Here is a 26,373-nt window from a genome sequence, read left to right as displayed (position 1 = left end):
ATTAAAATGTAAATTCATCACCGTTTAAATAAATATCTAGAGTTATCCCTCTAGATCCTAACTTTTCGGTGTAAGAACTTTTAGAATTCTTAGGATTTTTAAAGACTATCACTTGAGCCCTCCCTACAACCTCGGCTTTATTATTATTTTTAACCAAAATCGCTGTCCCTTCATCAATTCCTATCCCTTGATAACCTGGGTTTTCTATGATTAAAGAAAGGAGCCTGTTATATCTACTGCGCACCACAAAATGCTGGTCTATAACAGCAGATTTAATAAATCCCATCCCTGAAGAAGTTTCTACGTTTTGAGACTCAATATTATCAAAAGTATTTTCGTAATCCTTATATTTCAGTTGATTCCCTGTAATCATTACCTCACTCATAATAGCTGCTCCTGCACTTGTACCAGCAATCATATTACCCTTTTCGTAAGATTCTTGCAAGATATTTTTCACTTCTGGATAAGTATTAATTATATCCATAAAAATTACCTGATCTCCACCTCCAACATAAATCAATTTAGCTTTTTTCAAGGAATCTAACTTAGATGAAGGCAATTTTTCGCCTTTTTTGAAAGCATAATTTACAGCCTTCAAATTTCTTTTTTCAAATTGTTGTTTTGCGTAATAAAAAGAAGAATCCTGCTCTGAACTAGCTTGAGGGAAAATAGCCACCGCATCACCAGGATTCAAGCCTGCCTCTTTTACCATTCTATCTACTAAAAAATCTGGTCGGGAACCTCCTCCAATGATAAAAAGTTTACCCTTATTGTTTTGCGAAAAACTGAGGCTAAAAAGGAAAACAGTTACAACTAATAAAAATTTCTTCATTTTATCTTATTTATAAATTTCAATAGTAATTTCGCCATCTTCTGTTACCATGCCTCTATACATCCCCTCGGTATTGAAAGTCATTGCCACGTTTCCATTTTTATCTAAAGCGATCATTCCGCCGTCTCCTCCTAATTTTTCTATTTCTAGCATTACTTCTTCAGTAGCAGTTTTTACATCTTTATTTTGATATTCGTATTTTGCAGCAACCGTTCTAGCGGCAGATGTTCTTATATAAAATTCTCCCCATCCTGTTCCAGAAATTCCTATATTTTCGTCTGCATAAGTTCCCGCACCAATAATAGGTGCATCTCCCACTCTCCCATATTTTTTATTAGTCATGCCTCCTGTAGAAGTTCCCGCTGCAATATTTCCTTCTTTATCTAGAGCCACACATCCTACTGTACCAAATTTTCTATCTACCCAATAATAGCTTGGATAATGATGATTATTCATTGCATTAGGTTGATTAGCTTTCAACTCTGCTTTCTTCACTTTCTGAAGTGCATCCCATCTGTTTTGAGTCCAAAAATATTTGGGGTTTACAATCTCTAGTCCTTGATTTTTTGAAAATTGCTCCGCTCCTTTTCCTATCATCATTACATGTTCAGACTTTTGCATAACTGCCAAAGCTGCTTTTATAGGATTTTTAACTACAGTAAGACCAGCTACCGCTCCAGCAGATTTATCTTTTCCATACATTACAGAAGCATCCAACTCATTTCTGCCATCACTGGTAAAAACAGCACCTTTGCCTGCATTAAAAAGCGGACTATCTTCCATTACTACTATTGCTGCTTCTACAGCTTCTAGAGAGGACTTTCCTTCTTTTATCTTTTCGTAAGACTTTGTGAGCGCTTCTTTCAATTTATCTCTGTATTTTTGCTCTAATTCTGGTGACATTTCTTTTTTAAGGATGGTACCAGCTCCTCCATGTATTACCACCACATATTTTTTTTGACCATAAAAAAACATTGAAATACTAACTAAAAATAACAGTAAAATTTTCTTCATTTTTATCATTAACTTAAAATAGATGCTAAAAATATAAAAAAAAACGAAATTTAAAATCATATAGTCAAAATAAAATAATATTTCTAATAAAATCATCAAAATCATTAATCAGTAATTATTATTTATCCACAAAAAGGATTATTTATCTAAAAAAAAACAAAAAAAACTTTAAAAAAATCAGAAAAAAATAATTTAACTTCACTAATTAAATCAATATTTAAAATTACAAAACTTATATTCTGTATTTTTGCATTTTTAAATTGTTAAATCAAATAATGAAAATCGCTTTCCTCGGACCACAAGCTAGTTTTACACAGCTTGCTACTTCACAAATTTTTCCCAATGAAGAACTCTTGCCACAGTCTAATATTTTAGATTGTTTCAAGGCAGTACAAAATAATTTGGTAGAAAAAGCCGTAGTTCCCCTCGAAAATTCTATCGAAGGAACTGTTTCTATGACGCTGGATTATCTTTATGATTTTGACGGAATTTTTGTGGAAACAGAAGTAGTGATGCCCATTTCGCATCAATTGATGATTCATCCAGACAATACAGAAATTGAAAAAATTTATTCTCATCCTCAAGCTTTGGCGCAATGTTATCATTTTTTGGACAAAGAATACAAAGATGTCATAAAGCAAGAATTCGGTTCTACTGCTGCTGCTGCTAAAAGAGTGGCCGAAAATCCTGAAAAAAAATATGCTGCGATTGCCAATTCTTATGCCGCAAAATTATACGGACTGAAAATCATTCACCAGAATATTCAAGATATTGAACAAAATCACACCAAATTTATTGTGATTTCTAAAAAGGGAGAAAGACTGAATCTTCCACAAAATAAAATCACCGAAAAAACCTCTCTCATCATTACTTTACCAGAAGATCATGCAGGAGGTTTACATCAAGTTCTCTCTGTTTTTGCATGGCGAAAAATGAATTTAACCAAAATTGAAAGCCGAACCCTGAAAACTGGATTAGGAAATTACTTTTTCTTCATTAATGTAGCGAATGAATGGCATCCTGTCTTGTCTAATAACGCCTTAGAAGAACTGAAATCTCTCGGTACAGAAGTGAAATTTCTAGGTCACTATAATGAATACTTATTAGAAATTTAAACTATTGATTTTTAGTATATTAATTTTATAAATTATAGAAATTTTCAATCTAAATTTATCTAAAAACACTTTCTAAAATCTTTTAATCGTTGTAATTTTGTTTTGAAAATTCAGCGATTTTTTATTACTGTTTCATCACGGATGTTTAACCTTAAAACTTAAAAAAATGTCAACTTTAATGAAAAGAAATCCAATGACAGGGTTAAATAGTTTCTTTGAAGATTTTTTTACCAAAGATTTATTTAACTGGAATGAAAAAAACCTTACAGAAATGGGCTTTACCATGCCTTCTGTAAACGTTAAAGAAACCGAAACCCATTACGAAATTGAAATGGCGGTTCCAGGATTGAAAAAAGAAGATTTTAAAATTAACATCGATCGAAACATTCTTACCATTTCTTCGGAATCTCAAACCGAAAACGAAGAAAGAGATGAGAAGAAAAACTACACCAGAAGAGAATTTAATTATCAATCATTCACCCGTTCATTTACCTTGCCTTCTGATATTGTAGATGTAGAACACATCGAAGCAAAATATGACAACGGCATTCTGAAATTGGCGGTTCCGAAAAGAGAAAACGCTAAAAAAGAAGTGAAAACCATAGAGATTAAATAACAAATGAAAACGGTGAGAAAATTTCTCACCGTTTTTTTTATTCTTCTAGAAGTTTCTGAATATCTTCTATCAATAATTTTCTGTCTGGCTGGAATTTGCCTTTTAAACTCGCATTTTTTCCTTCTTGATCATCATAATTCAGTCCAGAATAATAAAGAATCGGCATGCCATCTTTTCCAAATCTGCATCTCACATTGCCTTCTTTGTCTACCAAAGCCAGCATTCCGCTGTGATTAAGACTTTCTGACTGGTCATCTTTGTCGCCTACATAAATATCAAATTCATTGGCTAAATCACCGATGTAATCTCTATTTCCTGTCAAAAAATGCCAATTGGGATTGGTAACGCCTAGTTTTTTGGCGTGTGCTTTTAAAAATTCTGGCGTGTCATTTTCTGGATCTATAGAAATGGAAATAATCCCAAAATCTTTGCTCTTAATCGCTTGATCTACGAATTTCAAGTTGTTATTCATAATCGGGCAAATCGTAGGACATCTCGCATAGAAAAACTCTACTACATAGACTTTTCCCAGCATATCAGTATTTGAAATTCTACGATTATTTTGGTCGATTAATTCAAAATTTGGCGCCTTCATTACCGTATGAAGACTTTTCTTGAAAAAGTAATTTCCTGCGATAAATGCTAGAATAATAACGACTAAAGCTATCATTTGGTATACCAGCATTTTATTCATTCCAAAACCAGACGCTTTTTTAGGTTTCGGCATGTTCAGAAATTATTTCGCGTATTTTTTTGGATTTTTTTTGAATTCTTCTTTGCAAAGTTTATTGCAGAAACCATAGGTTTTTCCTTTATAAACAGCAGTATCTTTTAAAAACTTTGCTGTTTTCATTCCGCAAATCGGGTCTTCTTCGTTCACCACTTTTACGTCTAATTTTTGTGTCGTTTTTTTATGGTCGTGAACTTTTTTAGTTTCTGGCGTTTGTTGACAAGAAGATAATATAGAAATTGCTACAAAAGCAACGGTTAATATAGATTTCATTTTTTGATTTTTTAAAGTTAAAATTAATTGAATAAAAGTACGAAAATTAATTTCAAACTAAAGGTGGATGAAAAAACTCAGGGTAAAAATCTTGAAAAGTAAAATTAAAGTGATGGATGAAAACTTTCGTTTTTGAAAAATCCTGATGTTTTTGTTCTTGTACCACTAAACTTTCCGTGGGAAGAAATAACTGTAAAAACTCCACTTTCTGAATTTTAGTCGATTGATTTTCAGAAGATTTTGCCATTTCGTTTTTCACGTAGCATTTTCCGTTGCATCGCAAATCAGGTTCAGATTGGTTTTCGCAAAGTTGAGTAGAAATGTAGTTGTAATTCAACGCATAATCTAATAATGGCAGCACAGAACGCACCGACATCACCAAAAATAAAAATATGGCAATTACAATTCTCATTTTTTAAAGAATGACAAATTTAAGGAATTTTAAATATAACTCTTTGTGATTTTTGTAACTTTGAGGAAAGCTTTTTCTTTGTGATGTTGTATCTACAGACATAGCGTTCCTACGGAACGCATTTTCTAGGTGGTCATAATTTCTACAAACCTTTCGTTCCTACGGAACTATATTATATCTGGGAAAATTTTCTACACATATAGCGTTCCTACGGAACGCATTTTCTAGGTGGTCATAATTTCTACAAACCTATCGTTCCTACGGAACTTTATTTTATTGGGAAAAATTTTCTACACATATAGCGTTCCTACGGAACGCATTTTCTAGGTGGTCATAATTTCTACAAACCTTTCGTTTCTACGGAACTTTATTATATATGCGAAAATTTTCTACACATATAGCGTTCCTACGGAACGCATTTCTAGGTACTCTTTTTTCTACAAACCTATCGTTCCTACGGAACTTTATTTTATTTTGGAAAATTTTCTACACATATAACGTTCCTACGGAACGCTTTTTCTTTGTGGTATTGCTTCTACACATATAGCGTTCCTACGGAACTTTATTTTATTTGGGAAAATTTTCTACACACATAGCGTTCCTACGGAACGCCATTCTAGGTGGTCATTATTTCTACAAACCTATCGTTTCTACGGAACTTTATTTTATTGGGAAAAATTTTCTACACATATAGCGTTCCTACGGAACGCATTTCTAGGTACTCTTTTTTCTACAAACCTATCGTTTCTACGGAACTTTATTATATTTGGGAAAATTTTCTACACATATAGCGTTCCTACGGAACGCATTTCTAGGTACTCTTTTTTCTACAAACCTTTCGTTCCTACGGAACTTTATTTTATTTTGGAAAATTTTCTACACATATAGCGTTCCTACGGAACGCATTTCTAGGTACTCTTTTTTCTACAAACCTATCGTTCCTACGGAACACTTCATAGAAATCCAATCTTCCATCATCTAGCTTCCAACATCAAACATCAAACCTAAAAATATTTTCCCTTCCATTTTTTCTGCAATTCTTCGCGGATTTTTCTTTCAGTGGCATTTTCGCCAGGAACATAGAATTGGGTTCCAGAAATTTCATTGGGCAAGAATTCTTGGTTTACAAAATTCCCTTCATAAGAATGCGCATATTGATATTCTTTGCCATAATCTAAGTCTTTCATCAGTTTCGTTGGTGCATTTCTCAGGTGCAACGGAACTGGCAAATTCCCGGTTTGTTTTACGACAGCAAGTGCTGCATCAATCGCTTTATAAGTAGAGTTAGATTTCGGTGAACAAGCCAAATAAACGGCTGTTTCGCTCAAAATAATTCTAGATTCTGGATTTCCAATGACATTCACCGCTTGAAAGCAATTATTGGCAACCGTCAAAGCATTTGGATTCGCCAAACCAATATCTTCAGCTGCTAAAATGAGCATTCTGCGTGCTATAAATTTTACATCTTCACCACCCGCAATCATTCTAGCAAGCCAATACACCGCTCCATTTGGGTCAGAACCGCGCATAGATTTGATAAACGCCGAAATAATATCATAGTGTTGTTCCCCATTTTTATCATAAAGTGCCATCGTTTCTTGTAAAACCGAAAGCACATCTTCGTTGGTGATTTCTTTTTCTTTTACATTTTTGAATTGATTGAGAACCAACTCTATAGAATTAATGAGTTTTCGAGCATCGCCACCAGAATATTGAATCAGCGCTTCTTTTTCTTTGAGTGTAAAATGCGTTTGTTCTTCTTCATTGTATCTGGAAAGGGCTATTTCTGCGAGTTCTTCTAATTTTTCAAAACTGAGAGACTTCAAAACATATACTTGTGAACGAGAAAGCAACGCCGAAACCACCTCGAAACTAGGATTTTCTGTAGTTGCTCCAATTAAGACTATCCAACCTTTTTCCACCGCATGAAGCAATGAATCTTGTTGAGATTTGTTAAACCGGTGAATCTCGTCTATGAACAAAATCGGTGATTTCCCTGTGAAAAGATTCTGTTTTTTAGCATCTTCTATCACCTCTCTCACTTCTTTTACTCCAGAAGAAACCGCCGAAAGCTTGAAAAATTTCCTTCCAGAAGTAGAAGATATAATTTCTGCCAAAGTAGTCTTTCCAGTTCCGGGAGGTCCCCATAAAATGAGAGAATTGAGCGTGTCATTTTCTAGCATTATACGGATGGTTCCATTGTCTCCAGTAAGATGTTCTTGCCCTAAAACTTCGTCTAGTGTTTTAGGTCTGAGTTTTTCGGCTAAAGGAATATTTTGGTACAATTTTTTTAGGTTTGAGATACAAATTTGAGAAAATTTTTAGGATTTTCTATTTGAATTTGATTTTAAATTCCGTTAAAGTATAAAATCTTTAAATTTTGGCTAAAGCCAAATGGAATTTTCTAAAAAAAAGAAACGGGCTAAAGCCCGTTCCTATTGATATTTTTAAAATTCGCGAATTTATTCTTTTTACTATTTCTAAAATTTGAAACCTATTCTTTTTAAGAAAGTGAAAAGAAGAAAAATGGTGAAAAATAGCCGTGATGCTGCCATTGTTTGAGCTCTTTTTTATGTTGGCATAAGCTTTGGGAAAAAAAGCGAGTGGCTGCAGCACGAAGACAAGTGAAAAAATGTAGAAAGCGTGTGCTTCTAAAAATTTTAACCCATAATGTGAAAACCACCGTCTACATGACGAATTTCGCCTGTAATTCTAATGTCTTTTCTGAATAAATGTACTACTTCATGAGCTAAATCTTCGGGATGTGCATTACCTAAAGGACTGATTCTATTGGCTCTTTCTACATCTTCAATTTTTAGCGTCGCATTTCCTGCTTTACTTCCCATATATGGTGAAAAACGAACACAATTTGCTCTAATGCCGAAATCTCTACCTAATTCATAAGCCATTTCAATCGTCAACCTTTCTAATGCTGCTTTTGCAATACTCATATTGATATATGGAAAGAATGAAACCTTCTCTGCTGCAATGTAACTTAAAGTAACTATAGATGAGCCGTTTTGTAAAACTTTGCTTTTCAATAATGCGTGAGAAAGGCTTATTAAAGAAAATGCAGACACCTTCATGGTATCATTAAATTCATCTGCTGTAACTTCCAGCATGGGTTTTACAGATTTCTGACGTATGGTTTTGTCCATAGCAATTGCATGAAGAAAACCATTGAGCTTAACATTCTTTTCATTTAGAAAATCTGTGAGAGCCTCTAAACTTTCTGGCAAGGTAATATCTAAAGGAAAAGTTAGCACATTTTCTCCTAATAATTTTTTACAAGCATTTTCAAAGTCATTGTAAGATTTATTAAGAAAACTTTCTGCTTTTTCTGAAAGATTTTTATGAAATGGAGTTACGCCAAGACCTGTACACACTACGTTTCCGTTATATTTGATGATTTTTTTGGCAACGTACATAGCGAGTGAATTTTCGTCTGCGATTCCTGTAATTAAAAAGGTTTGATTAGTAAACATAATAAAATAGGGGGTTTGAAATAATTGATAAAATTTTTAATACACGTCTGAAATTTTAGACTTTATATAAGGCTGCTCCCCAAGTCCAACCAGAACCTACGGCTGCAAAAAGTAAGGTATTCCCTTCTTTTATTTTTCCACTTTTATAGGTTTCGTCTAAAACTATTGGGATGGTTCCCCCAGAAGTATTGGCGTATTTATCCATATTGGTCATTACTTTTTCAAACGGAATATTTACTTCTTCTGCTACTTTTTGTAAAATTCTAACACTTGGCTGATGTGGAATCACCCAGTCTATATCATCTACCGTTAAGTTATTATCCGCTAAAACTTCGTGGATTACTTCTGGCAATACTTTAGTCGCTGTATTAAAAACTTCTTTTCCATTCATCTGGAAATAGTGAAGCCCTTGTTTGATGGTTTCTTCACTTGCCGGAATTTCACAACCACCAGCCGGAATATTAAAATGATATTTTCCTGTACCATCTGCATGAAGTTTAAAATCTATAAACCCTTTGTCTTCAGTAGTTGCCGATAACAATACCGCTCCTGCTCCATCTCCAAAAAATACAGAATCTTTACGTGACCAATCTGTAATGCTCGAAAAAACATCAGCTCCTATCACCAAAACATTTTTATACATTCCGGTTTGTATAAATTGGCTACCAATGGCTAAACCATAAATTCCGCCCGAACAAACTGCAGAAATATCAAAAGCGACAGCATGAGGTGCATTTATTTTTTCTTGTACGAAACAAGCCGTAGAAGGCGCTTGTCTGTCTGGTGTAGAAGTAGCTACGATAATGAGGTTCACTTCTTCAGCTGTAATTCCAGCATCTTCTAGTGCAATTAAAGCCGCTTTAGAAGCCAAATCACTGGTTACTTCACCTTCTACAATCCTGCGTTCTTTAATTCCTAAATTTTTAAAAATCCATTCATCATTAGAACCTACTGCTTCAAAAAAATCATTTTTTATCACTTTTGGCGGAGTATAAGAACCCGTCCCTTTGATATACGCTCTCTTCATAATCTTATTATTTTACTAACAAATGTCATGATAAAAATTGTAAATAAAAAATATTAACGCATTTTTTTATCATTTTAAAAACCTAATTAAACAAATTTTTATAAAATTCATTGCTAATATTATTAAAATGAAATAAATAATTTAAAAATCAAGTTTCAGGAAAACTTAAAAAAAACTTACATTTGTATTTTATACCTCATGCTGAATAAAATTCTCATATTTCCGCTTATTGTATTGATAAAAATTTATCAATACGGAATTTCTCCATGGTTGGGAAAAAATTGCAGATATGAACCTACCTGTTCGCATTATACGGTGGAAGCATTAAAAGTTCACGGACTTTTTAAAGGAATTTATCTCAGTGCAAAGAGAATTTCTAGCTGTCATCCTTGGGGAGGAAGCGGTTACGATCCTGTACCGCCCAAAAAAGAGCATCAACATTGAAAAAATACTAACAAATCAATAAAAATATATGAATTTAGCTACGCTATTATATTTCACTTGGGATCCTTCTAAAGGAATAGAAATCGGAACTTTTACCTTACATTATTACAGTTTAATGTTTGTTTTAGCCTTCGGAATTGGTTATTATTTATTTGTAAAAATGTTCAAAATAGACCACGAAAGCGAAAAAAGTTTAGACACCATTTTCACTTGGACTTTAATCGGAACGATTCTCGGCGCGAGATTAGGTCACGTTATTTTCTATCAACCAGAATTATTTAAACAAGATTTCTGGAGTGTTTTCTTGCCAATTCAGACGGTTCCAGAATTCAAATTCACAGGATTTTCGGGACTTGCAAGTCACGGTGCTGCAATAGTCCTGGTTATTTCTACCATTATTATTGCGATAAAAGTGTTGAAGAAAAATCCACTTTGGTTATTAGATAGATTGGCGATTACTGTGGCTTTAGCAGGATTTTTCATCAGAATGGGAAATTTTTTCAACTCAGAAATCGTAGGAAAACCAGCACCAGATTCACCATTTGCCGTATTGTTTCCTCAACAAAGTATGGAATACGGAGAAATTGTTCCACGCTATCCTACTCAATTGTTTGAGGCATTTTCTTATTTGGCATTATTTTTTGTAATGTGGGGAATTTATCTTTACACGAAGAAAAAATACAGTCAAGGTTGGCTTTTCGGGTTTTTCTTTGCTGTACTTTGGACCATCAGATTTTTAGTAGAATTCTTAAAAGAACCTCAAGGAGAAGAAAAAATCACCCTTGGAATTCTCAATACAGGTCAGGTTTTATCAATTCCATTGGTCATTATAGGATTAGCGGTAATGCTTTATTCTAAAAATTTCAAATACGAAGACAAATTTTAACATCATAAAAAAGGGAAACAGCAAATTGTTTCCCTTTATTTTTGTAAATATTTAAAGACTTCGCCAATATGCTGAATGACATCTGAAGCGAGCATCGCTTCTTTAGAATATTTTTCGGCGGTGAAATCCGCAGCTTTCCCATGAAGCCAAACTCCAAATATTGCTGCATTTTCAGGCGAATAACCTTGTGCTAAAAATGAGGTAATGATTCCCAATAAAACATCTCCACTTCCACCTTTTGCCAAGCCAGAGTTTCCTGTAATGTTATAAAATACGTTTCCTTCAGGAGTGATGATTTGGGTGTGATGACCTTTGAGAACGATATAAATATTCAATTCTTTTGCCTTTGATTTGGCTAATTCTAATCGTTCAAAAGAATCTTTGGATTCTCCAAAAAGTCTAGAAAACTCTTTAGGATGAGGCGTAATAATTGAATTTTTTGGAATTAAATTTAAATTTTCTGGATTTTTGGAAATCAAATTCAACGCATCTGCATCTAAAACCAATGGTTCATTATAATTTTTGAGAAAATGCATTAATTTTTCCTCAGTTTCGTAATCTGTTCCCAATCCAGGACCTATTCCATACGTGAAATCATTCTCTACTGTAAAATTTTTAATAAAATCTTCTCCTCCGTATAAATACATCGCTTCTGGACAAGTGGTTTGCAGGATTTCGTAACCGCATTTTGGCGCCAAAATATAAGTTAAACCGCTCCCGGAAAACAAAGCTGATTTCGTGGCCAAAACCGCAGCTCCAATTTTCCCAAAACTTCCCGCTACAATGCATGTTTTGCCATAATTTCCTTTGTGAGAAGTATCTTTTCTTTTTTTATAAATTTTTCTTATGACTTCTTCGTCTATAATATAATGCGGCGTTTCAGTATTTTCTATATATTTTTTACTGATTCCGATTTCTAAAATGTGAATTTTACCACAATATTCGCCGATTTCTGGATGCAAAAATGATTGTTTGCAGAACTCTAAAGACAAGGTTTCATCTGCTTTAAAAACGACTGCATTTCCGGGAATATTTCCATCTGCCAAAATTCCTGAAGGAATGTCGATTGCGACTTTATGAACATGAATTGGGTTGAGTTTTAGAATAATTTTGGCTATTTCACCTTCGATTTTTCTGTTCAATCCTGTACCGAACAAAGCATCAATAATGATGGAATCTTCATTAATGAAACTCTCATTAAAATCTATAAAATCTAGAATTCTGATTCCCAAAAATTCTTTTAATCTATGGTAATTGATTTCCGCATCTTTTGAAAAATCTTTCTTACTTTTATCAATGAATACATCTACATCAAAACCTTTTTGATAAAGTAATCTAGCCATTGCCAAACCATCTCCTCCATTATTTCCATAGCCACAAAAAATAAGAATATTCTGCGTTTTAAGATATTTATGGTGAATAAAATCGGTGCAAGCCATCGCTGCTTTTTCCATTAAATGAACAGAAGCAATGGGTTCATTTTTGATGGTAAATAAATCTCCATTTTTAATTTGAGCAGCTGAAAAAATTTTCATACAGGGATTGTGTTTTACAAATTTACAACAAAAACTAATCAATATAGAGACTGTTTTGAGCTAAATTTTTGAACAAATTTCAAAGAATGTTTAGATTAAATTTTTAAATTTGTTAAAATATTAATTATAAAACTATGGGATTAATAAAAGAATTTAGAGAATTTATTGCTAAAGGAAATGCAATGGATTTAGCAGTAGGAGTAATCATAGGTGCTGCTTTCGGAAAAATCGTTAGTTCATTGGTAGATGATGTCATCACTCCTGCTTTACTAACACCAGCTCTAAAGGCTGCAAACTTAGAAAAAATCCAAGAATTAAAAACTGATGGTGGAATTTTATATGGTAATTTCCTTGCTGCTGTACTCAGCTTCTTGATTATTTCTTTTGTCATCTTTTTATTAATAAAAGTGATTAATGGAATGAAAAAGAAAGAAGAACCTGCTCCAGCTGCACCTGCAGGACCAACACAAGAAGAACTTTTAGCAGAAATAAGAGATTTATTAAAAAACAAATCATAAATTAATACAAAAAGAAACTCCGAAAATTTTCGGAGTTTTTTTATTATGAAATTTTTAAAATATTTGCAACCTGCATCGCCAATTCTTCGCCAATTCTGTCTTGGGCTTCTAAAGTAGACGCTCCAGTATGAGGTGTTAAAGAAATTTTAGGATGGGTAAGAATTTTTTCTGATGGTGTAGGTTCATTCACGAAAACATCTAATCCAGCAAAAGAAACTTTACCCGCATCTAATGCTTCTATTAAGGCTTCTTCATCTATTACTCCACCTCTTGCACAATTGATTAACGCTACTCCATCTTTCATTTTAGCGATTTCTTCTTTGCCAATAATCGCAGATTTTTGGGCAGGAACGTGAAGCGTAATAAAGTCCGCTTTTTTTATCACTTCTTCAAAAGGTTCAGTTACAATTTCTATATCGATATATTGATTGTTATAGAAATCTAATCTAATACTCGTTTTATCTATCATTAGATCAGAAGCGATGACTTTCATTCCTAATCCTAGTGCGATTCTTGCGACTTCTTGACCAATTCTACCCAATCCAACAATACCAATGGTTTTCCCTCTTAATTCTAAGCCTTTTTCGTAAGATTTTTTAAGTTTCGCAAATTCTGCTTGACCCGAAACTGGCATTTTTCTATTAGAATCTTGTAAAAATCTGCATCCTGTAAATAAATGTGCAAAAACCAATTCTGCCACGCTTTCAGAGGAAGCAGCTGGTGTATTGATTACATGAAGTCCTTTTTCTCTAGCGTATGCTACTTCTATATTATCCATTCCTACTCCGCCTCTTCCTATGATTTGTAGAGATGGGCAGTTGTCTATAATTTCCTTAGTCACCTTAGTTGCACTTCTTACCAAAAGTGCTCTAATTTTTTCTGCATTGATGTAAGAAATAAGCTCTTCTTGAGGAACTTTTTCCGTAATTACAGTGAAACCTTTTTCTTCTAAAGCATTGATTCCTGATAGTGTCAATCCATCATTTGCTAATACCTTCATTTATATTTTTTTTAGATTAATCATTAAAATTTTAGAATCTATAAATTCTTGTTGCTCAAAATTTTTGTCTTTAACAAGAGTTTCAGCAGCAGCAGCATTTGTATTGAATGCTCTAATATCTGATTTTCAAGTTGCAAAGTTAGAGAAAATTATAGATATTAAATCCCTAATTAATAAAGGTTTTTTAAAAATTTTACGCACAAAAAAGCTATGTTAAGTATAAAAAATTCAAATTTCTAAAATCAATTCTTTATCTCGTAGATTATCATTAAATTTGAGAATTCGAACAATTATGGAAGAAAAAGTAGTTTTAGTTACCGAAAATGATGAAGTTCTGGGCTTGATGGAAAAACAGCAAGCACATATCAATGGCTTGTTGCACAGAGCGTTTTCTGTATTTTTATTTAATTCAAAAGGCGAAATGTTACTCCAAAAAAGAGCCGCAGAAAAATACCATTCTCCCAATCAATGGACGAATGCTTGTTGCTCCCATCCTAGAGCGAATGAAACCTATGAAGAAGCAGCCAAAAGAAGATTAAAAGAAGAATTGGGAATAGATACCGAAATTTCGGAAAAATTCTATTTTATTTATAAAGCAGATGTAGGTGGAAATCTTTGGGAACACGAATTAGACCATGTTTTTGTAGGTAATTACGAAGGAGATTTTCAACTCAATTTAGAAGAAGTAGCCGAAGTAAGATACATTTCTATGGAAAAATTAGACCAAGAAATGAAACAAAACCCTGAACATTTTACTGAATGGTTTAAAATCATTTTAGAAGAATACAAACATCATCTTTAAGGTAGAGGTAAAGGTAGAGGTAAAGGTAGAGGTAGAGGTAGAGGTAGAGGTAAAGGTAAAGGCAAAGGTTAAAAATTAAAAAATATCTTTTATCAAGTTAAAAAAATAAAAAATGGATAAAAAAACAGCGCTGTATAACAAGCACGTTTCTTTAGGAGCTAAAATGGTTCCTTTCGCAGGTTTCGAAATGCCTGTACAATATTCTGGCGTTACAGAAGAGCATTTTGCTGTACGCGAAAAAGTAGGAATTTTTGATGTTTCACACATGGGACAGTTTTATGTAGAAGGTCCAGAAGCTAAAAACTTACTCCAATTTATCACTTCTAATAATGTAGAAAAACTGACGAACGGACAAGCACAATATTCTTGTCTACCGAATGGTAAAGGCGGAATAGTAGACGATTTAATCGTTTATAAAATGAATGACGAAAAGTATTTTGTAGTCGTTAACGCTTCTAACATCGAAAAAGATTGGAATCATTTTTCTCATTATAATGAAAAATTCGGGGCTCAATTAAGCAATATTTCAGATGAAACTTCTCTCATTGCGATTCAAGGTCCGAAGGCTGTAGAAACCCTTCAAAAACTTACCAACACCAATCTTTCTGAAATTTCTTACTATCATTTTACAGTAGGAACTGTTGCTGGCGTAGAAAACGTAATTATTTCAAACACTGGCTATACAGGAAGTGGCGGTTTTGAAATTTATTTCGGAAACGAAAGTGCAGAAAAACTTTGGGACGAATTGACAAATGCAGGTGAAGAATTCGGACTTATTCCTTGTGGATTGGCTTCTAGAGATACTTTGAGATTAGAGAAAGGTTTTTGTCTTTACGGAAATGATATTGATGATACCACTTCTCCATTAGAAGCTGGATTAGGCTGGATTACTAAATTCGACAAAGAATTTGTAGATAAAGAATTCCTTTTGAAACAAAAAGAAGAAGGAGTTTCTAGAAAATTAGTTGGCTTCGAAATGCAGGAAAAAGCCATTCCTAGACATGATTATTTGGTGGTAGATGCTGAAGGAAATGAAATCGGGAAAGTAACTTCTGGAACCATGAGTCCTTTGAAAAAAGTGGGAGTTGGTCTTGCTTACGTAGCTAAACCTTACTTCAAATTAGATTCTGAAATCTTTATTCAAATCAGAAATAAAAATATTCCTGCTAAAGTGGTAAAATTACCATTTGTATAAGGAAACTTTTATAACATACTCAAAAAGCAGTTCTTTTCGAACTGCTTTTTTATTTTAATTTTTCTCTTAAAAGTTCAATATTCTTCTTGTCACTTCCTATAAAAATCTCTTGACTGATGATAAAAACGGGGCGTTTTAGAAAACGATAATCCTCTAAAATCAATTTTTTAAAATCCTCTTCTTGTAAAGATTTCACGTCTATATTTCGTTCCTTGATTTGAGTAGATTTTTTGCTGAAAAGCGCTTCATAAGACTTTGACAAAGCATACATTTCTTGCAATTCTTCTTCAGATACAGCTTTTGATTTGATTTCTCTTTGTTCAAAATCAGATAAATCAAATTCAGACATGATTCTTTTGCAAGTGCTGCAAGTCTTTAAAAAATATACTTTTTTCATCTTTCAAAAATAAGATTAATCTCAATATTTCAAAAATTATTGAATATCTTTATTCAAATTTTAGAGCAAATGAGCAACAAGACTATTTTTCAGTTTATTTCTGAGCCTGGAGACGTAAATTATGGCGGAAATGTACACGGTGGAAGCGTAATGAAATGGATAGACCAAGCTGGTTATGCATGCGCAAGTTCTTGGAGTTCTAGCTATTGTGTAACGGTTTACGTAGGTGGAATCAGATTTTTTTCGCCTATAAAAATTGGTCACATTGTAAAAGTGGAAGCAGAAGTGATTTACACTGGCAAAAGCAGTATGCATATTGCCATCAATGTATTTTCTAGAAATATAAAACGCAAAGAATTTGAGAAAAAACACATTGCATCATCGTTTTTGTGGCAGTAGATGACGAAGGAAACACCATAGAAGTTCCCAAATTCATCCCCGAAACTGAGCAGGAAAAACAAATGGAACAATACGCCATCAAATTGATGGATCTGAGGAAACAAATAGAAGACGAAATGAAACCGTTCTTGTAAGCCGCAAAACAGTTTCTATCCGTCCCAAGTTGGGAAAAGTTGAACCAAAAATATTTCTATTCATCCCAAATTAGGAAAGTTTAAAGTAAAACAATTTCTATCCGTCCCAAGTTGGGAAAGTTTCAATCAAAAGAATTTCTCTTCATCCCAATTCAGGAAAGGTTAAATCAAATTATTTTTACACTCTCAGAATCTATTATTTGTAAAAATTTGCAATAAAAAAACTCCTTTCAAAAAATTGAAAGGAGTTTTAATTTGTTATTTTGAAGAGTAATTATCTTGCGATATTTACCGCTCTCGTTTCTCTGATTACCGTAACTTTTACCTGACCTGGGTAAGTTAACTCATTCTGAATTTTTTCAGAAATATCATAAGAAAGTTGGTGAGCCACTTCGTCTGTTACTTTTGCAGATTCTACCATCACTCTCAATTCTCTACCTGCCTGAATCGCAAATGCACTAGACACGCCGTCAAAGCTTAATGCAGCTGCTTCTAAGTCTTTTAACCTTTGAATATAAGATTCTAAAACTTGTCTTCTTGCTCCTGGTCTTGCACCAGAAATTGCATCGGCTACTTGAATAATTGGTGATAATAAAGATGTCATTTCTACCTCGTCATGGTGCGCTCCTATGGCATTTACCACTTCTGGATTTTCTCCAAATTTCTCTGCCCACTGCATTCCTAAAAGTGCGTGAGGAAGTTCTGATTCTTGCTCTGGAACTTTACCAATATCGTGTAATAAACCTGCTCTTTTTGCTAATTTTACGTTTAAGCCTAATTCAGCAGCCATAGTAGCAGCGATATTTGCCACTTCTCTAGAGTGCTGTAGTAAGTTTTGACCATAAGAAGAACGGAATTTCATTCTACCTACGATTTTAACCAATTCTGGGTGTAAACCATGAATTCCTAAATCAATAATGGTTCTTTTACCCACTTCTATGATTTCTTCTTCTATTTGTTTACGCGTTTTTTCTACTACTTCTTCTATTCTCGCTGGGTGAATTCTACCATCTGTTACCAATCTGTGAAGTGATAATCTTGCCACTTCTCTTCTTACTGGGTCAAAACAAGAAAGCAAAATTGCTTCTGGAGTATCATCTACGATGATTTCTACACCTGTTGCTGCTTCTAACGCTCTGATGTTTCTACCTTCTCTACCGATGATTCTACCTTTTACCTCATCAGATTCTATATTAAATACAGACACTGAGTTTTCAATTGCTTGTTCCGTACCGATTCTCTGAATGGTTTGAATCACAATTTTTCTTGCCTCATTTTTAGCGTTCAATTGCGCTTCTTCCATGATAGATTGAACGAGAGCCTGAGCTTTGGTTTTCGCTTCAGCTTTCATAGACTCTACGAGTTCTGCTTTTGCTTCTTCTGCCGAATAGTTAGAAATTTTTTGTAACATTTCTACTTTTTGAGCAATTGCAACGTCTAATTCTTGTTGTTTTTTCTGTACGATTTCGTGTTTTTTTTCGTACTCTGCTTTTTGTCTTTCTAAATCTTTTTCTAGTTTTCCAGTTTTAGAAAGTTCGTCATTTAGTTTTTGTTCTTTGTCTCTAATTCTTTTCTCAGCCTCCTGCATTTTTTTCTCACGACTGTTAATGTTTTCGTCATGCTGAGATTTGAGTTCTAAGAATTTTACTTTTGCTTGAGCTTCTTTTTCTTTTTTAATAGCTTCAGCCTTTACATTCGCGTTTTCTATAATGTTTTCGGCGCTTTTTTTAGCATCTTTTACGATGAATTTAGCTTTAGAGTTTAGGGAACTTTTTGCGAACAACGTTCCTGCAACCAAACCTAAAATCAGGCAAATAGCACCGATAATAATAGTGGTTATATCCATATATATCGAGTTTTAATTGTCAATTACTTAATTTTTAAAAATAAAAAAACCTACAACAGTTCAGTGATATAGAGTAAACTCCTAATCAACACGATTTGAACTGTTTTCTATGCTCTGTAATCTGCGTAAAGCAGCACGCCATTGCAAAGACATTCGTTCGGTAATTGTTTAGCGTTGAGTTTACCTGTAATGTGTTAGAACTATTGTAGGCAAGTTTTTATAGAAAAGTTTTTACTTTTCTAATTCATCTAATTGCTGATTAATTTGCATTAATCTATCATTAGCATTTTTTATAATTTTTTCTGAGTTAAGTTGATGTACTTCTGCATTAGCTCCTAATTTTAGGGCGCACATTGCGAGTGCATCTTGTTTATCCTTAACATCAAAATTAGCTTCAAATTCTCTAATCATTCCTTCTATCTGTTTCCCTACTCTACGAAGCGTTTCTTCTTCGGCGGCAGGAACATTAAGAGGATAATTTCTTCCGGCAATGTTTATGGTAATTCTTCTTACTTCCATTACAAGCCACTATTTTGAAGTTGTGCAATACAAGCATCTATTTCTTTGACCAATCTATTGATATGATTTTTCATCAATCGATTGTGGTCTGGATTGCCAGATATTGCTGAGATTAATTTTATTTTTTTTTGCTCTTCTGTTAACTCCTGATTTCTCTTATGCTCTTCTTCATATTTAACTTTCAGATTCTCAAAGTCTTCTGAGAGAATAGCATGCTTTTCTAAAAGATTTTGATAACTTTTATTCATCTCAAAAATCTTTTTTTCAAGTAAAGAAAAATTATTCTCTAATTCTTTAAGCATTTCAGGTGTTAGTTCTAACTAATGCAAAAATATAAAAAAAATAATCAGTTAAACAGAAATTTAATAATAATTTAAAGCAAAACTTTAAATAAAAAAAGAAGACTCCTTAGAATCTTCTTTAAATCAAATATTTAGAAAAATTTTTGTTACTCAAATTTCAATACAAACATGAAAGCTCTTGTTTGCATGGTAGAGATTGCTGTCGTCCAATAAGGTGGCGTTCCAGCGTTATCTGCTACAATTTCGTTATTAAAGGCAAAGGTTCCTCTAAAAGCTGGAGTTAACTTAAATCTTGAGAAATAAAACTGTATTCCTGCTTCTGCGCTCCATGCAAAATTATGAGTAGTGCTTCTGAAAATCCCTTGTTGATTGTCTTCTGCCGCACTAGAATTAGACTGTACGTTCACCATATAATTAAGTCCAGCTGCTGCATAAGGTCTAGAATTATACCATCTGTCTGCGTGAAATTCTAGCATAATAGGAATATCTACATACGTAGATTTTACTTTTCTTATTTTGTCTGCATCTGTAAGAACCAAAGCATCAGAATTATTATGTGTATTAAAAGTAAGTTCTCTTTCTACAAACTGTAAACCTGGCTCTATTCTTAAATCAAAGTTGTCATTCAATCTCATTCTCCCAATTAAACCAGCTCCAAAACTGTAAGTGGGTTTGGTTTGAACAAGATTTTTTTTGTCTTCCATTCCATAATTCGGGTCTAGAACGAGTTTATAGTCAAATTGGTTAAGATTTAAATAAAAACCATAACTGTATTGATAAGAATCTTGCTCTTGTCTTCTGTCTTGTCTATCTCTGTTTCTAAATTGAGCTTGAGTAAACAAAAAAATTCCTAAAAAAAGGAGCGAGAATGTTTTAATTAATATTTTTTTCATGGGTGATTATTTAGTGGCTTTATAAATGGTAGCTATCCCTAAACTTAGTTTTTTATATTCTACTTTGCTGTATCCTGTGTCTAGTAAAATTTGTTTCATTTTTTCACCAAAAGGAAAAGCATTTACAGAATCTGGCAAATACGTATATGCTCTATTATCTTTAGAAACTAACTTACCGATTTGCGGTAAAATATTTTTAAAATAAAACATATAAAATGGCGCTAAAAACCCTTCTACTTTTGAAAATTCTAAAATATAAACGCTAGAATTTTCTTTCACCACTCTTCTTAGCTCGGCTAAACCTTTTTCTAAATTTTCGAAATTTCTTACTCCAAATGCAACGGAAACTGCATCGAATTTATTATCCTCAAAAGGAAGATTTTCTGCATCTCCTTTTTGCATTGATATTTTTTGGTCTAGATTAATCTTCTTAATTTTATCAATCCCTACATTTAGCATTTGTTGAGAAAGGTCTAAACCTACAACTTCTGCTTCAGTTCCTTTTTGTACCGCAATGGCAAGATCACCTGTTCCTGTCGCTACATCTAGTACGAGTTTCGGAGCATCTTTATTCATCCATTTCACTAAAGTATTTCTCCAAAGTACGTCTATTTTCATCGATAAAACATGATTTAATAAATCATATTTTGGAGCGATGTTGTCAAACATATCTTCTACTTCAGTTTTTTTACTTTGATCGGTATTGTATGGTTTTACTTGCATCTATTTATGTAATAAGTATTGAGTAATATTAATTTTAGCTAACTTTTTCCTAGGTGTATTATTGATAATTCTCTTTGTAGAAAAGTTTAAAATCTTCTTTTCTATAAATTTTAGTTCTGGACTCTAATTTATCAATATTTTTAATCACTTTATCATAATCTTCGTCTACATTATAATAAAAGTCTTCTATATATAATTTTTTATGCTTGGTAACATGCCCAGGAAGTTTTACGCCGTCCATTTCAAAAGTACTCGCCATTAAAAGGGAATCTTTATTCGGAATATAGCCATAAAACTGACGGTGTACAAAATATTCTTCTCCGGCAATATTCAATAAACCTCTGTATTGTGAAACATTAAAAGCAGAATCAAAAAGAAGCTTCTTTTTATCATCAAAAACCTTAATGCTGTTTTGTTTCCCTCTGTTAAGGTCTACTTTTACAAACTGACCAGAAGTAATGATTTTTTCTTCGCCGTTATTTATTTTAAAATAATACGTTTTAGTAGTAGGATTATCTACTAAATATTCATTTTTCTTTGCTAAAAATAAATAATAAATTCCGAAGGCAATTAGCATTACACTTGCCGAGACAATAAGCCCAATAAGAGGAGCGTTTTTTTTCATATTTAAAAAAATATTGAGAATTGCAAAGTTAATAATTATTTTCTATGCGTTTGTTATGATTTAATTTATAAATTTGCTCCTTAATTATAAATGTATATAGAAATTATGCCAAGTTCAGTAATTGTAGGTTCAGGTAGTTGCATTCCAGAAAGAGTAATTGATGGCTCTCATTTTATCAACTCTAAGTTTTATACAGACGCAGGAGATTTTATTGATAAACCCAATGAAGAAATTATTAAAAAATTTGTAGACATCACAGAAATTGAAGAAAGAAGATATCTGAGAAATGACCAATTTAATTCTGACCTAGGTGTACAAGCTGCTAAAGAAGCCATTTATGATGCTAAAATAGAAAAAGAAGAAATCGACTATATTATTTTCGCGAGTAATTTTGGAGAAGTTTCTGCTAACGGAATGGCGAATTTCATGCCGAATATGGCAGCAAGAGTAAAACACAAATTGGGCATTAAAAACAGAAAATGCATCACTTATGATATGATTTTCGGTTGTCCAGGTTGGGTAGAAGCGATGATTTTGGCAGACGATTTAATTAAACTAGGAAAAGCAAAAACCATCTTAGTTATCGGTGGTGAAACTTTAAGTCGTGTTACTGACCCATTTGACAGAAATAAAATGATTTTCGCAGATGGAGCTGGAGCTGTAGTTTTACAAAAATCTGAACAAGAAAACGTGGGAATTATTGCTACCAATACCGTTTGTGATAATGCCGAAGAACTATTGTATTTAGAAAATTCTCATTCTCTTAATCCAGAAGCAGATCAAGAAAAAATGTATATCAGAATGCATGGCCGTAAAATTTACGAATATGCTCTCAAAAATGTACCTGCTGCGGTAAAAGAAACAATGGATAACGCTCAAATTGGTATAGAAGACATTGATAAAATCTTAATGCACCAAGCCAACGCTAAAATGGACCATGCTATGGTTTCTAGATTATATAAATTATACGGGAAATCAGAATATGACGAAAATGTGTCTCCTATGACGATTCAATATTTAGGAAATTCTTCTGTAGCGACTATTCCTACTATGTATGATTTAATTGCAAAAGGAGAAATGAAAGGTCATTCTTTCAAAAAAGGTGGTTACGTAGTAATGGCTTCTGTAGGTGCAGGAATGAACATCAACTGTATTATTTACAAGATGCCTTAATCAGAATTCTGAAACAAAATAAACAAAACTTCGACTACTCTACTTGTCGAAGTTTTTTTATGAAAAATTATTTATGAAAACAAATTTTATAATATTACTCGCTGTATTTTTCATCATCGAAATATATGTTTATCAAGCGATTAGAAATATTACTACCAATAATTACATTAGAATTGGATATTGGGTTTTTACGCTTTTGGCTTATGGAATCATCTTATATTGGATTTTAACATTTAATAGAGCTTCCAGAGACCATCAACAAATTCAATTAATGGTTTCTGCGATGATGATTTTCGTTCTTCCGAAACTATTGTCTGTAATATTTTTATTAATTGGAGATTTTACCAGATTTGTAGAATTTGGTTTTAAATATTTCACCGCTAAAGAAAACTATTTCCCTGAGCGCAGAAAATTTATTTCTACCACCGCTCTTGCTGCTGCTGGAATTTTCTCTTTATTGGCAATTGATGGCATTATTTTCGGAAAATACAGACACACGGTAAGAAAAGTAAAATTGAGATTTAAAAACCTCCCTGAAAATTTTAAAGGCTACAAAATCGTACAAATCTCAGATGTTCACAGCGGAAGTTTTTTCAATCCTCAAAAATTACAAAAAGCGATTGATCTGATTAATGAACAAGATGCAGATGTGGTTTTATTCACCGGTGATATGGTGAATAATTATGCAGATGAATTCAAACCATTTATTCCACTTTTTAAAAGCATTAAAGCCAAAGATGGAAAATTTTCTATTTTAGGAAATCATGATTATGGCGATTATGGAGCATGGAATTCTCGAGAAGAAAAAGCACAAAACATCCCAACTTTGAAAAACTATCAAGCCGAAGCAGGTTTTAAACTTCTGCGCAATGAAAATATTGCTTTAGAAAAAAATGGAGAGAAAATTTATCTTTTGGGCGTAGAAAATTGGGGAATCAAACCTTTTCCACAATATGGTGATTTAGACAAAGCTTTGAAGGGCGTTCCTGAAGACGCGATTAAAGTTTTGATGAGCCATGACCCTACTCACTTTGACGAAGTGGTAAAAAAGCACAAAACCCATGTTCATCTTACCCTTTCTGGTCATACTCACGGAATGCAATTTGGTTTAGATTTGAAAAACATCAAATGGTCGCCCGTAAAATTCAAATACAAAAAATGGGCTGATTTATATGAGTCAGAAGGAAAATATCTCTATGTAAACAGAGGTTTCGGCGTCATTGCTTATCCTGGAAGAGTGGGCATCAATCCAGAAATTACGGTTATAGAGTTGGTATAAATTATTTTAAAACGCAAAGATTTATCTATCCATTGTTTTTTTGAAGAAAGCAAAGGAGCGAATAAATTCGCATAAAGCTCTCGCTTATTCAATTCGCTAAAGCGAATAATTCTTTGCTTACTTAATCAGTATAAAAAGGGTATAAATCTTTGCGTTTTTTTAGTTGAATTTTAGAAAAAGAAATCCTTCATTCTGGTAATAGCCAAATCATTTTCTTCTACAAATTTTAGAAAACGATCGAGTTTTTCTTCCATTTGTACGCCAAGATTGTATTTTCTGTAAAAAGACAATCCAAACTTTTGATCATTGAGCTCTACAAACTGCCAAGAATTTAGATAAATCATCACATATTCTTCTTTTTGCAGCGTTTCCGTTACCATATTTTGATAAAATTTCATGGGAATCATCTGAAACGTAAAATCATTATACGGAAGTCTAGAATATGGCGAAACACTTTCTGGAATCACCATAATTTCATGTTCTTCGTAAGCAATTTTTCTTTCCAAAGTATTCTTGAAAAAGAAAATATTAGAAAAGTCCATCGGTGAACGATAAATAAATTGCATGGCTTTCAGTTTTTCAGAACTCAATCTTTTTTCGGGAAACTGTCTCATTCCTCTGATGGTTTTCCCTGTCAGTTCTTCTAAGAAATCTTTAGCCGTTTCTATTTCTTTTTGATAAGAATATTTATTGAGCAAGCCCAATTCATGACCTTTTTTAGCAATGGTTTTTAAAAGTTCTGGTAACTTTTCCACCAAAGAAATTTCCACAAAAAAAGTAGTGTGAACTTGATATTTTTCTAGGATTTCCAGAATTTTCTGTGTTCCATCTGTTGTAATCTTTAAAAGTTCCTCTTCTGTAACTATTTTTTGATAAGAAACTGGAATTTCGGGAGCGATGATGTTAAAAGTAAGTAAAACCATAACGTAAAAATAAAAAACTTTGTCTACAATCCGCAGACAAAGTTTAAAATTATTTTGTGGTGAAGAATTTAAGTTCTCTAGAACTCTACTATTCTAAAATTCTATCACTTGATTATTTTCCCAATTTCACTTTCAGGTTTTTAATCATATCCTTGGTCATTTCTGTAATGCCAAAATCATAGGTTAATCCCCAATCTTTTTTCGCCACAGAATCATCTATAGAAGCTGGCCAAGAATCCGCAATCGCTTGTCTGAAATCTGGCTCATAAGAAATCTCAAATTCTGGAATTTCTTTTTTAATTTCTGCTGCCAATTCTTTTGGCGTAAAACTCATTCCGCCCAAATTATACGAACTTCTTACAGTGAGATTTTCAGATGGCGCTTCCATAAGTTTTAGCGTTGCATTAATCGCATCATTCATGTACAACATTGGCATTGCTGTATTTTCAGAGATGAAAGATTTGTATTTTCCTTCTTCAATTGCTTCGTAGAAGATTTCTACTGCATAATCAGTAGTTCCACCACCAGCTGGAGTTTTCCAAGAAATTAAACCAGGATATCTGATACTTCTAATATCTACTCCGTATTTTTCATGGTAATATTCGCACCATTTTTCTCCTGCCATTTTAGAAATTCCGTAGACCGTTGTAGGATTTAAAACTACATCTTGACCAACGTTTTCCTTAGGAATTCCTTTCCCGAAAACCGCAATAGAACTTGGCCAAAAAATCTTTTGAATTAGTCCTTCTTTTGCCAATTCCAGAAAATTCAGTAGCGGCTCTACATTCAGTTTCCAGGCAAATTGGGGCTGTCTTTCTGAAGTTCCAGACAATAAAGAAGCCAAATGATAGACAGTCGTAATTTCGTAATCTTTACAGACTTGTCTTACCAATTGCGTGTTAGAAACGTCCATTCTCTCATAAAATCCCGCAGAAGTCAACTTCTTGTCCCATCTATCCAGTCCAGAAGCAATCACATTTTCTGCGCCATGAATTTCCACTAATCTATTGGTCAGTTCGGTGCCTATTTGTCCTAAAGCACCAGTAATAAGAATTTTTTCCGTGTGCGTATCGGTTTCCATTTTTAAATTTTAGGATTTTCACAAATTTAAAAATTTTGGAGGTTTTAAGAAATTTATTTTTAAAAATCTTTTGAGTACCAAATTTCACTTCTTCTAATTTATTTTTTTATGGCGCCAAATTTCCTCGTTCCGCTCCCACTTTTTTGCTCCGCAAAAAGAGTTCCGCTCAACTCGGGGCGCAATTTAGTTATCAGT

Annotated in this window: 30 protein-coding genes; 11 read left to right on the top strand and 19 right to left on the bottom strand. The window is 33.1% G+C overall.

The genetic code is table 11. The features are described 5' to 3' along the window. Position 1: 1 nt before the first annotated feature. Both KKQ79_RS02645 and KKQ79_RS02640 read right to left on the bottom strand, forming a co-directional pair. Positions 2–832, bottom strand: a complete 831-nt coding sequence (locus KKQ79_RS02645; RefSeq protein WP_213188850.1) for a cyanophycinase — start codon at positions 830–832, stop codon at positions 2–4. A 6-nt stretch (positions 833–838) separates the two neighbouring features. Then, positions 839–1,846, bottom strand: a complete 1,008-nt coding sequence (locus tag KKQ79_RS02640; protein ID WP_213188849.1) for an isoaspartyl peptidase/L-asparaginase family protein — start codon at positions 1,844–1,846, stop codon at positions 839–841. A 275-nt stretch (positions 1,847–2,121) separates the two neighbouring features. Here KKQ79_RS02640 and pheA point away from each other — a divergent pair, with 275 nt between their 5' ends. Together pheA and KKQ79_RS02630 are read left to right on the top strand one after the other, a co-directional pair. After that, entirely contained in the window at positions 2,122–2,961 is an 840-nt protein-coding gene (gene pheA / locus KKQ79_RS02635) for a prephenate dehydratase (protein WP_213188848.1), read from the top strand. A gap of 178 nt (positions 2,962–3,139) precedes the next feature. Beyond that, the gene (locus KKQ79_RS02630; RefSeq protein WP_250131176.1) at positions 3,140–3,577 is read left to right on the top strand and encodes an Hsp20/alpha crystallin family protein; all 438 of its coding nucleotides are present in this window, start codon (positions 3,140–3,142) and stop codon (positions 3,575–3,577) included. Between the two features lie 37 nt (positions 3,578–3,614). Here KKQ79_RS02630 and KKQ79_RS02625 read toward each other — a convergent pair whose 3' ends face one another. The 6 genes from KKQ79_RS02625 to KKQ79_RS02600 all read right to left on the bottom strand — a co-directional run bounded on the left by KKQ79_RS02625 (position 3,615) and on the right by KKQ79_RS02600 (position 9,504). After that, a complete protein-coding gene (locus KKQ79_RS02625) occupies positions 3,615–4,304 on the bottom strand; it encodes an SCO family protein (protein ID WP_250131175.1) in 690 nt (229 codons plus the stop codon). A gap of 9 nt (positions 4,305–4,313) precedes the next feature. Next, positions 4,314–4,580 (bottom strand): YHS domain-containing protein, encoded by a 267-nt coding sequence (locus tag KKQ79_RS02620; RefSeq protein ID WP_213188846.1) that lies wholly within the window; start codon positions 4,578–4,580, stop codon positions 4,314–4,316. Positions 4,581–4,632: 52 nt separating this feature from the next. Beyond that, positions 4,633–4,992, bottom strand: coding sequence for a hypothetical protein (locus tag KKQ79_RS02615; protein WP_213188845.1), 360 nt, complete (start codon positions 4,990–4,992; stop codon positions 4,633–4,635). 1,004 nt (positions 4,993–5,996) lie between these two features. Further along, positions 5,997–7,277: a replication-associated recombination protein A gene (locus tag KKQ79_RS02610; protein ID WP_213188844.1), complete on the bottom strand. Its 1,281-nt coding sequence runs from the start codon at positions 7,275–7,277 to the stop codon at positions 5,997–5,999. A 375-nt stretch (positions 7,278–7,652) separates the two neighbouring features. Continuing rightward, positions 7,653–8,477 carry an SDR family oxidoreductase gene (locus KKQ79_RS02605; protein ID WP_213188843.1) on the bottom strand — a complete coding sequence of 275 codons (825 nt, stop codon included), beginning with the start codon at positions 8,475–8,477 and terminating at the stop codon, positions 7,653–7,655. 55 nt (positions 8,478–8,532) lie between these two features. Next, positions 8,533–9,504, bottom strand: a complete 972-nt coding sequence (locus KKQ79_RS02600) for a beta-ketoacyl-ACP synthase III (RefSeq protein ID WP_213188842.1) — start codon at positions 9,502–9,504, stop codon at positions 8,533–8,535. 198 nt (positions 9,505–9,702) lie between these two features. Here KKQ79_RS02600 and yidD point away from each other — a divergent pair, with 198 nt between their 5' ends. Both yidD and lgt read left to right on the top strand, forming a co-directional pair. Then, positions 9,703–9,948: a membrane protein insertion efficiency factor YidD gene (yidD, locus tag KKQ79_RS02595; RefSeq protein ID WP_069796578.1), complete on the top strand. Its 246-nt coding sequence runs from the start codon at positions 9,703–9,705 to the stop codon at positions 9,946–9,948. A gap of 28 nt (positions 9,949–9,976) precedes the next feature. Next, positions 9,977–10,834, top strand: coding sequence for a prolipoprotein diacylglyceryl transferase (gene lgt / locus KKQ79_RS02590; protein ID WP_069796581.1), 858 nt, complete (start codon positions 9,977–9,979; stop codon positions 10,832–10,834). A 35-nt stretch (positions 10,835–10,869) separates the two neighbouring features. Here the strand turns inward: lgt and KKQ79_RS02585 are convergent, their stop codons facing one another. Next, the gene (locus KKQ79_RS02585) at positions 10,870–12,369 is read right to left on the bottom strand and encodes an NAD(P)H-hydrate dehydratase (protein ID WP_213188841.1); all 1,500 of its coding nucleotides are present in this window, start codon (positions 12,367–12,369) and stop codon (positions 10,870–10,872) included. A 134-nt stretch (positions 12,370–12,503) separates the two neighbouring features. Between KKQ79_RS02585 and mscL the strand changes: the two genes are divergently transcribed. Continuing rightward, entirely contained in the window at positions 12,504–12,887 is a 384-nt protein-coding gene (mscL, locus tag KKQ79_RS02580) for a large-conductance mechanosensitive channel protein MscL (RefSeq protein ID WP_213188840.1), read from the top strand. Positions 12,888–12,930: 43 nt separating this feature from the next. On the opposite strand, the gene KKQ79_RS02575 is transcribed toward mscL, so the two are convergent. Beyond that, positions 12,931–13,887 (bottom strand): D-2-hydroxyacid dehydrogenase, encoded by a 957-nt coding sequence (locus tag KKQ79_RS02575; protein WP_213188839.1) that lies wholly within the window; start codon positions 13,885–13,887, stop codon positions 12,931–12,933. A 292-nt stretch (positions 13,888–14,179) separates the two neighbouring features. On the opposite strand from KKQ79_RS02575, the gene idi reads away from it, so the two are divergent. Together idi and gcvT are read left to right on the top strand one after the other, a co-directional pair. Then, entirely contained in the window at positions 14,180–14,689 is a 510-nt protein-coding gene (gene idi, locus KKQ79_RS02570) for an isopentenyl-diphosphate Delta-isomerase (protein WP_213188838.1), read from the top strand. 112 nt (positions 14,690–14,801) lie between these two features. Next, the gene (gene gcvT, locus KKQ79_RS02565; protein ID WP_213188837.1) at positions 14,802–15,884 is read left to right on the top strand and encodes a glycine cleavage system aminomethyltransferase GcvT; all 1,083 of its coding nucleotides are present in this window, start codon (positions 14,802–14,804) and stop codon (positions 15,882–15,884) included. 49 nt (positions 15,885–15,933) lie between these two features. Here gcvT and KKQ79_RS02560 read toward each other — a convergent pair whose 3' ends face one another. After that, positions 15,934–16,281 carry an arsenate reductase family protein gene (locus tag KKQ79_RS02560; protein WP_213188836.1) on the bottom strand — a complete coding sequence of 116 codons (348 nt, stop codon included), beginning with the start codon at positions 16,279–16,281 and terminating at the stop codon, positions 15,934–15,936. Between the two features lie 69 nt (positions 16,282–16,350). On the opposite strand from KKQ79_RS02560, the gene KKQ79_RS02555 reads away from it, so the two are divergent. Together KKQ79_RS02555 and KKQ79_RS13855 are read left to right on the top strand one after the other, a co-directional pair. Continuing rightward, positions 16,351–16,680, top strand: coding sequence for an acyl-CoA thioesterase (locus tag KKQ79_RS02555; RefSeq protein ID WP_250131174.1), 330 nt, complete (start codon positions 16,351–16,353; stop codon positions 16,678–16,680). Continuing rightward, a complete protein-coding gene (locus KKQ79_RS13855; RefSeq protein ID WP_250131173.1) occupies positions 16,671–16,814 on the top strand; it encodes a hypothetical protein in 144 nt (47 codons plus the stop codon). Before KKQ79_RS02555 ends, KKQ79_RS13855 begins: the two co-directional genes overlap by 10 nt. A 274-nt stretch (positions 16,815–17,088) precedes the next feature. Here the strand turns inward: KKQ79_RS13855 and rny are convergent, their stop codons facing one another. The 6 genes from rny to KKQ79_RS02525 all read right to left on the bottom strand — a co-directional run bounded on the left by rny (position 17,089) and on the right by KKQ79_RS02525 (position 21,722). Then, positions 17,089–18,660 carry a ribonuclease Y gene (gene rny / locus KKQ79_RS02550; protein ID WP_213188835.1) on the bottom strand — a complete coding sequence of 524 codons (1,572 nt, stop codon included), beginning with the start codon at positions 18,658–18,660 and terminating at the stop codon, positions 17,089–17,091. 231 nt (positions 18,661–18,891) lie between these two features. Further along, a complete protein-coding gene (locus KKQ79_RS02545; protein ID WP_104792506.1) occupies positions 18,892–19,179 on the bottom strand; it encodes a cell division protein ZapA in 288 nt (95 codons plus the stop codon). Beyond that, positions 19,179–19,481 (bottom strand): hypothetical protein, encoded by a 303-nt coding sequence (locus KKQ79_RS02540; protein WP_069796602.1) that lies wholly within the window; start codon positions 19,479–19,481, stop codon positions 19,179–19,181. The genes KKQ79_RS02545 and KKQ79_RS02540 overlap by 1 nt, the downstream gene beginning before the upstream one ends. 146 nt (positions 19,482–19,627) lie before the next feature. Then, positions 19,628–20,374, bottom strand: coding sequence for a type IX secretion/gliding motility protein PorT/SprT (porT, locus tag KKQ79_RS02535; protein WP_213188834.1), 747 nt, complete (start codon positions 20,372–20,374; stop codon positions 19,628–19,630). Positions 20,375–20,380: 6 nt separating this feature from the next. After that, positions 20,381–21,097 carry a bifunctional demethylmenaquinone methyltransferase/2-methoxy-6-polyprenyl-1,4-benzoquinol methylase UbiE gene (gene ubiE, locus KKQ79_RS02530; protein WP_213188833.1) on the bottom strand — a complete coding sequence of 239 codons (717 nt, stop codon included), beginning with the start codon at positions 21,095–21,097 and terminating at the stop codon, positions 20,381–20,383. Between the two features lie 58 nt (positions 21,098–21,155). Beyond that, positions 21,156–21,722 carry a hypothetical protein gene (locus tag KKQ79_RS02525; protein ID WP_213188832.1) on the bottom strand — a complete coding sequence of 189 codons (567 nt, stop codon included), beginning with the start codon at positions 21,720–21,722 and terminating at the stop codon, positions 21,156–21,158. Positions 21,723–21,827: 105 nt separating this feature from the next. Between KKQ79_RS02525 and KKQ79_RS02520 the strand changes: the two genes are divergently transcribed. Beyond that, positions 21,828–22,895 (top strand): 3-oxoacyl-ACP synthase III family protein, encoded by a 1,068-nt coding sequence (locus tag KKQ79_RS02520; protein WP_213190666.1) that lies wholly within the window; start codon positions 21,828–21,830, stop codon positions 22,893–22,895. Positions 22,896–22,968: 73 nt separating this feature from the next. Beyond that, the gene (locus tag KKQ79_RS02515; protein WP_213188831.1) at positions 22,969–24,174 is read left to right on the top strand and encodes a metallophosphoesterase; all 1,206 of its coding nucleotides are present in this window, start codon (positions 22,969–22,971) and stop codon (positions 24,172–24,174) included. Between the two features lie 170 nt (positions 24,175–24,344). Here the strand turns inward: KKQ79_RS02515 and KKQ79_RS02510 are convergent, their stop codons facing one another. Beyond that, positions 24,345–25,097 carry a polysaccharide deacetylase family protein gene (locus tag KKQ79_RS02510; RefSeq protein WP_213188830.1) on the bottom strand — a complete coding sequence of 251 codons (753 nt, stop codon included), beginning with the start codon at positions 25,095–25,097 and terminating at the stop codon, positions 24,345–24,347. 112 nt (positions 25,098–25,209) lie between these two features. Then, a complete protein-coding gene (locus tag KKQ79_RS02505; protein WP_213188829.1) occupies positions 25,210–26,178 on the bottom strand; it encodes an NAD-dependent epimerase/dehydratase family protein in 969 nt (322 codons plus the stop codon). Between the last annotated feature and the right edge of the window lie 195 nt (positions 26,179–26,373).

Source organism: Cloacibacterium caeni (genome assembly GCF_907163125.1).
GTDB classification, from domain to species: domain Bacteria; phylum Bacteroidota; class Bacteroidia; order Flavobacteriales; family Weeksellaceae; genus Cloacibacterium; species Cloacibacterium caeni_B.
The sequence above is the reverse complement of the archived record's forward strand: the minus strand, read 5'-3'. Positions and strand labels throughout refer to the sequence as shown.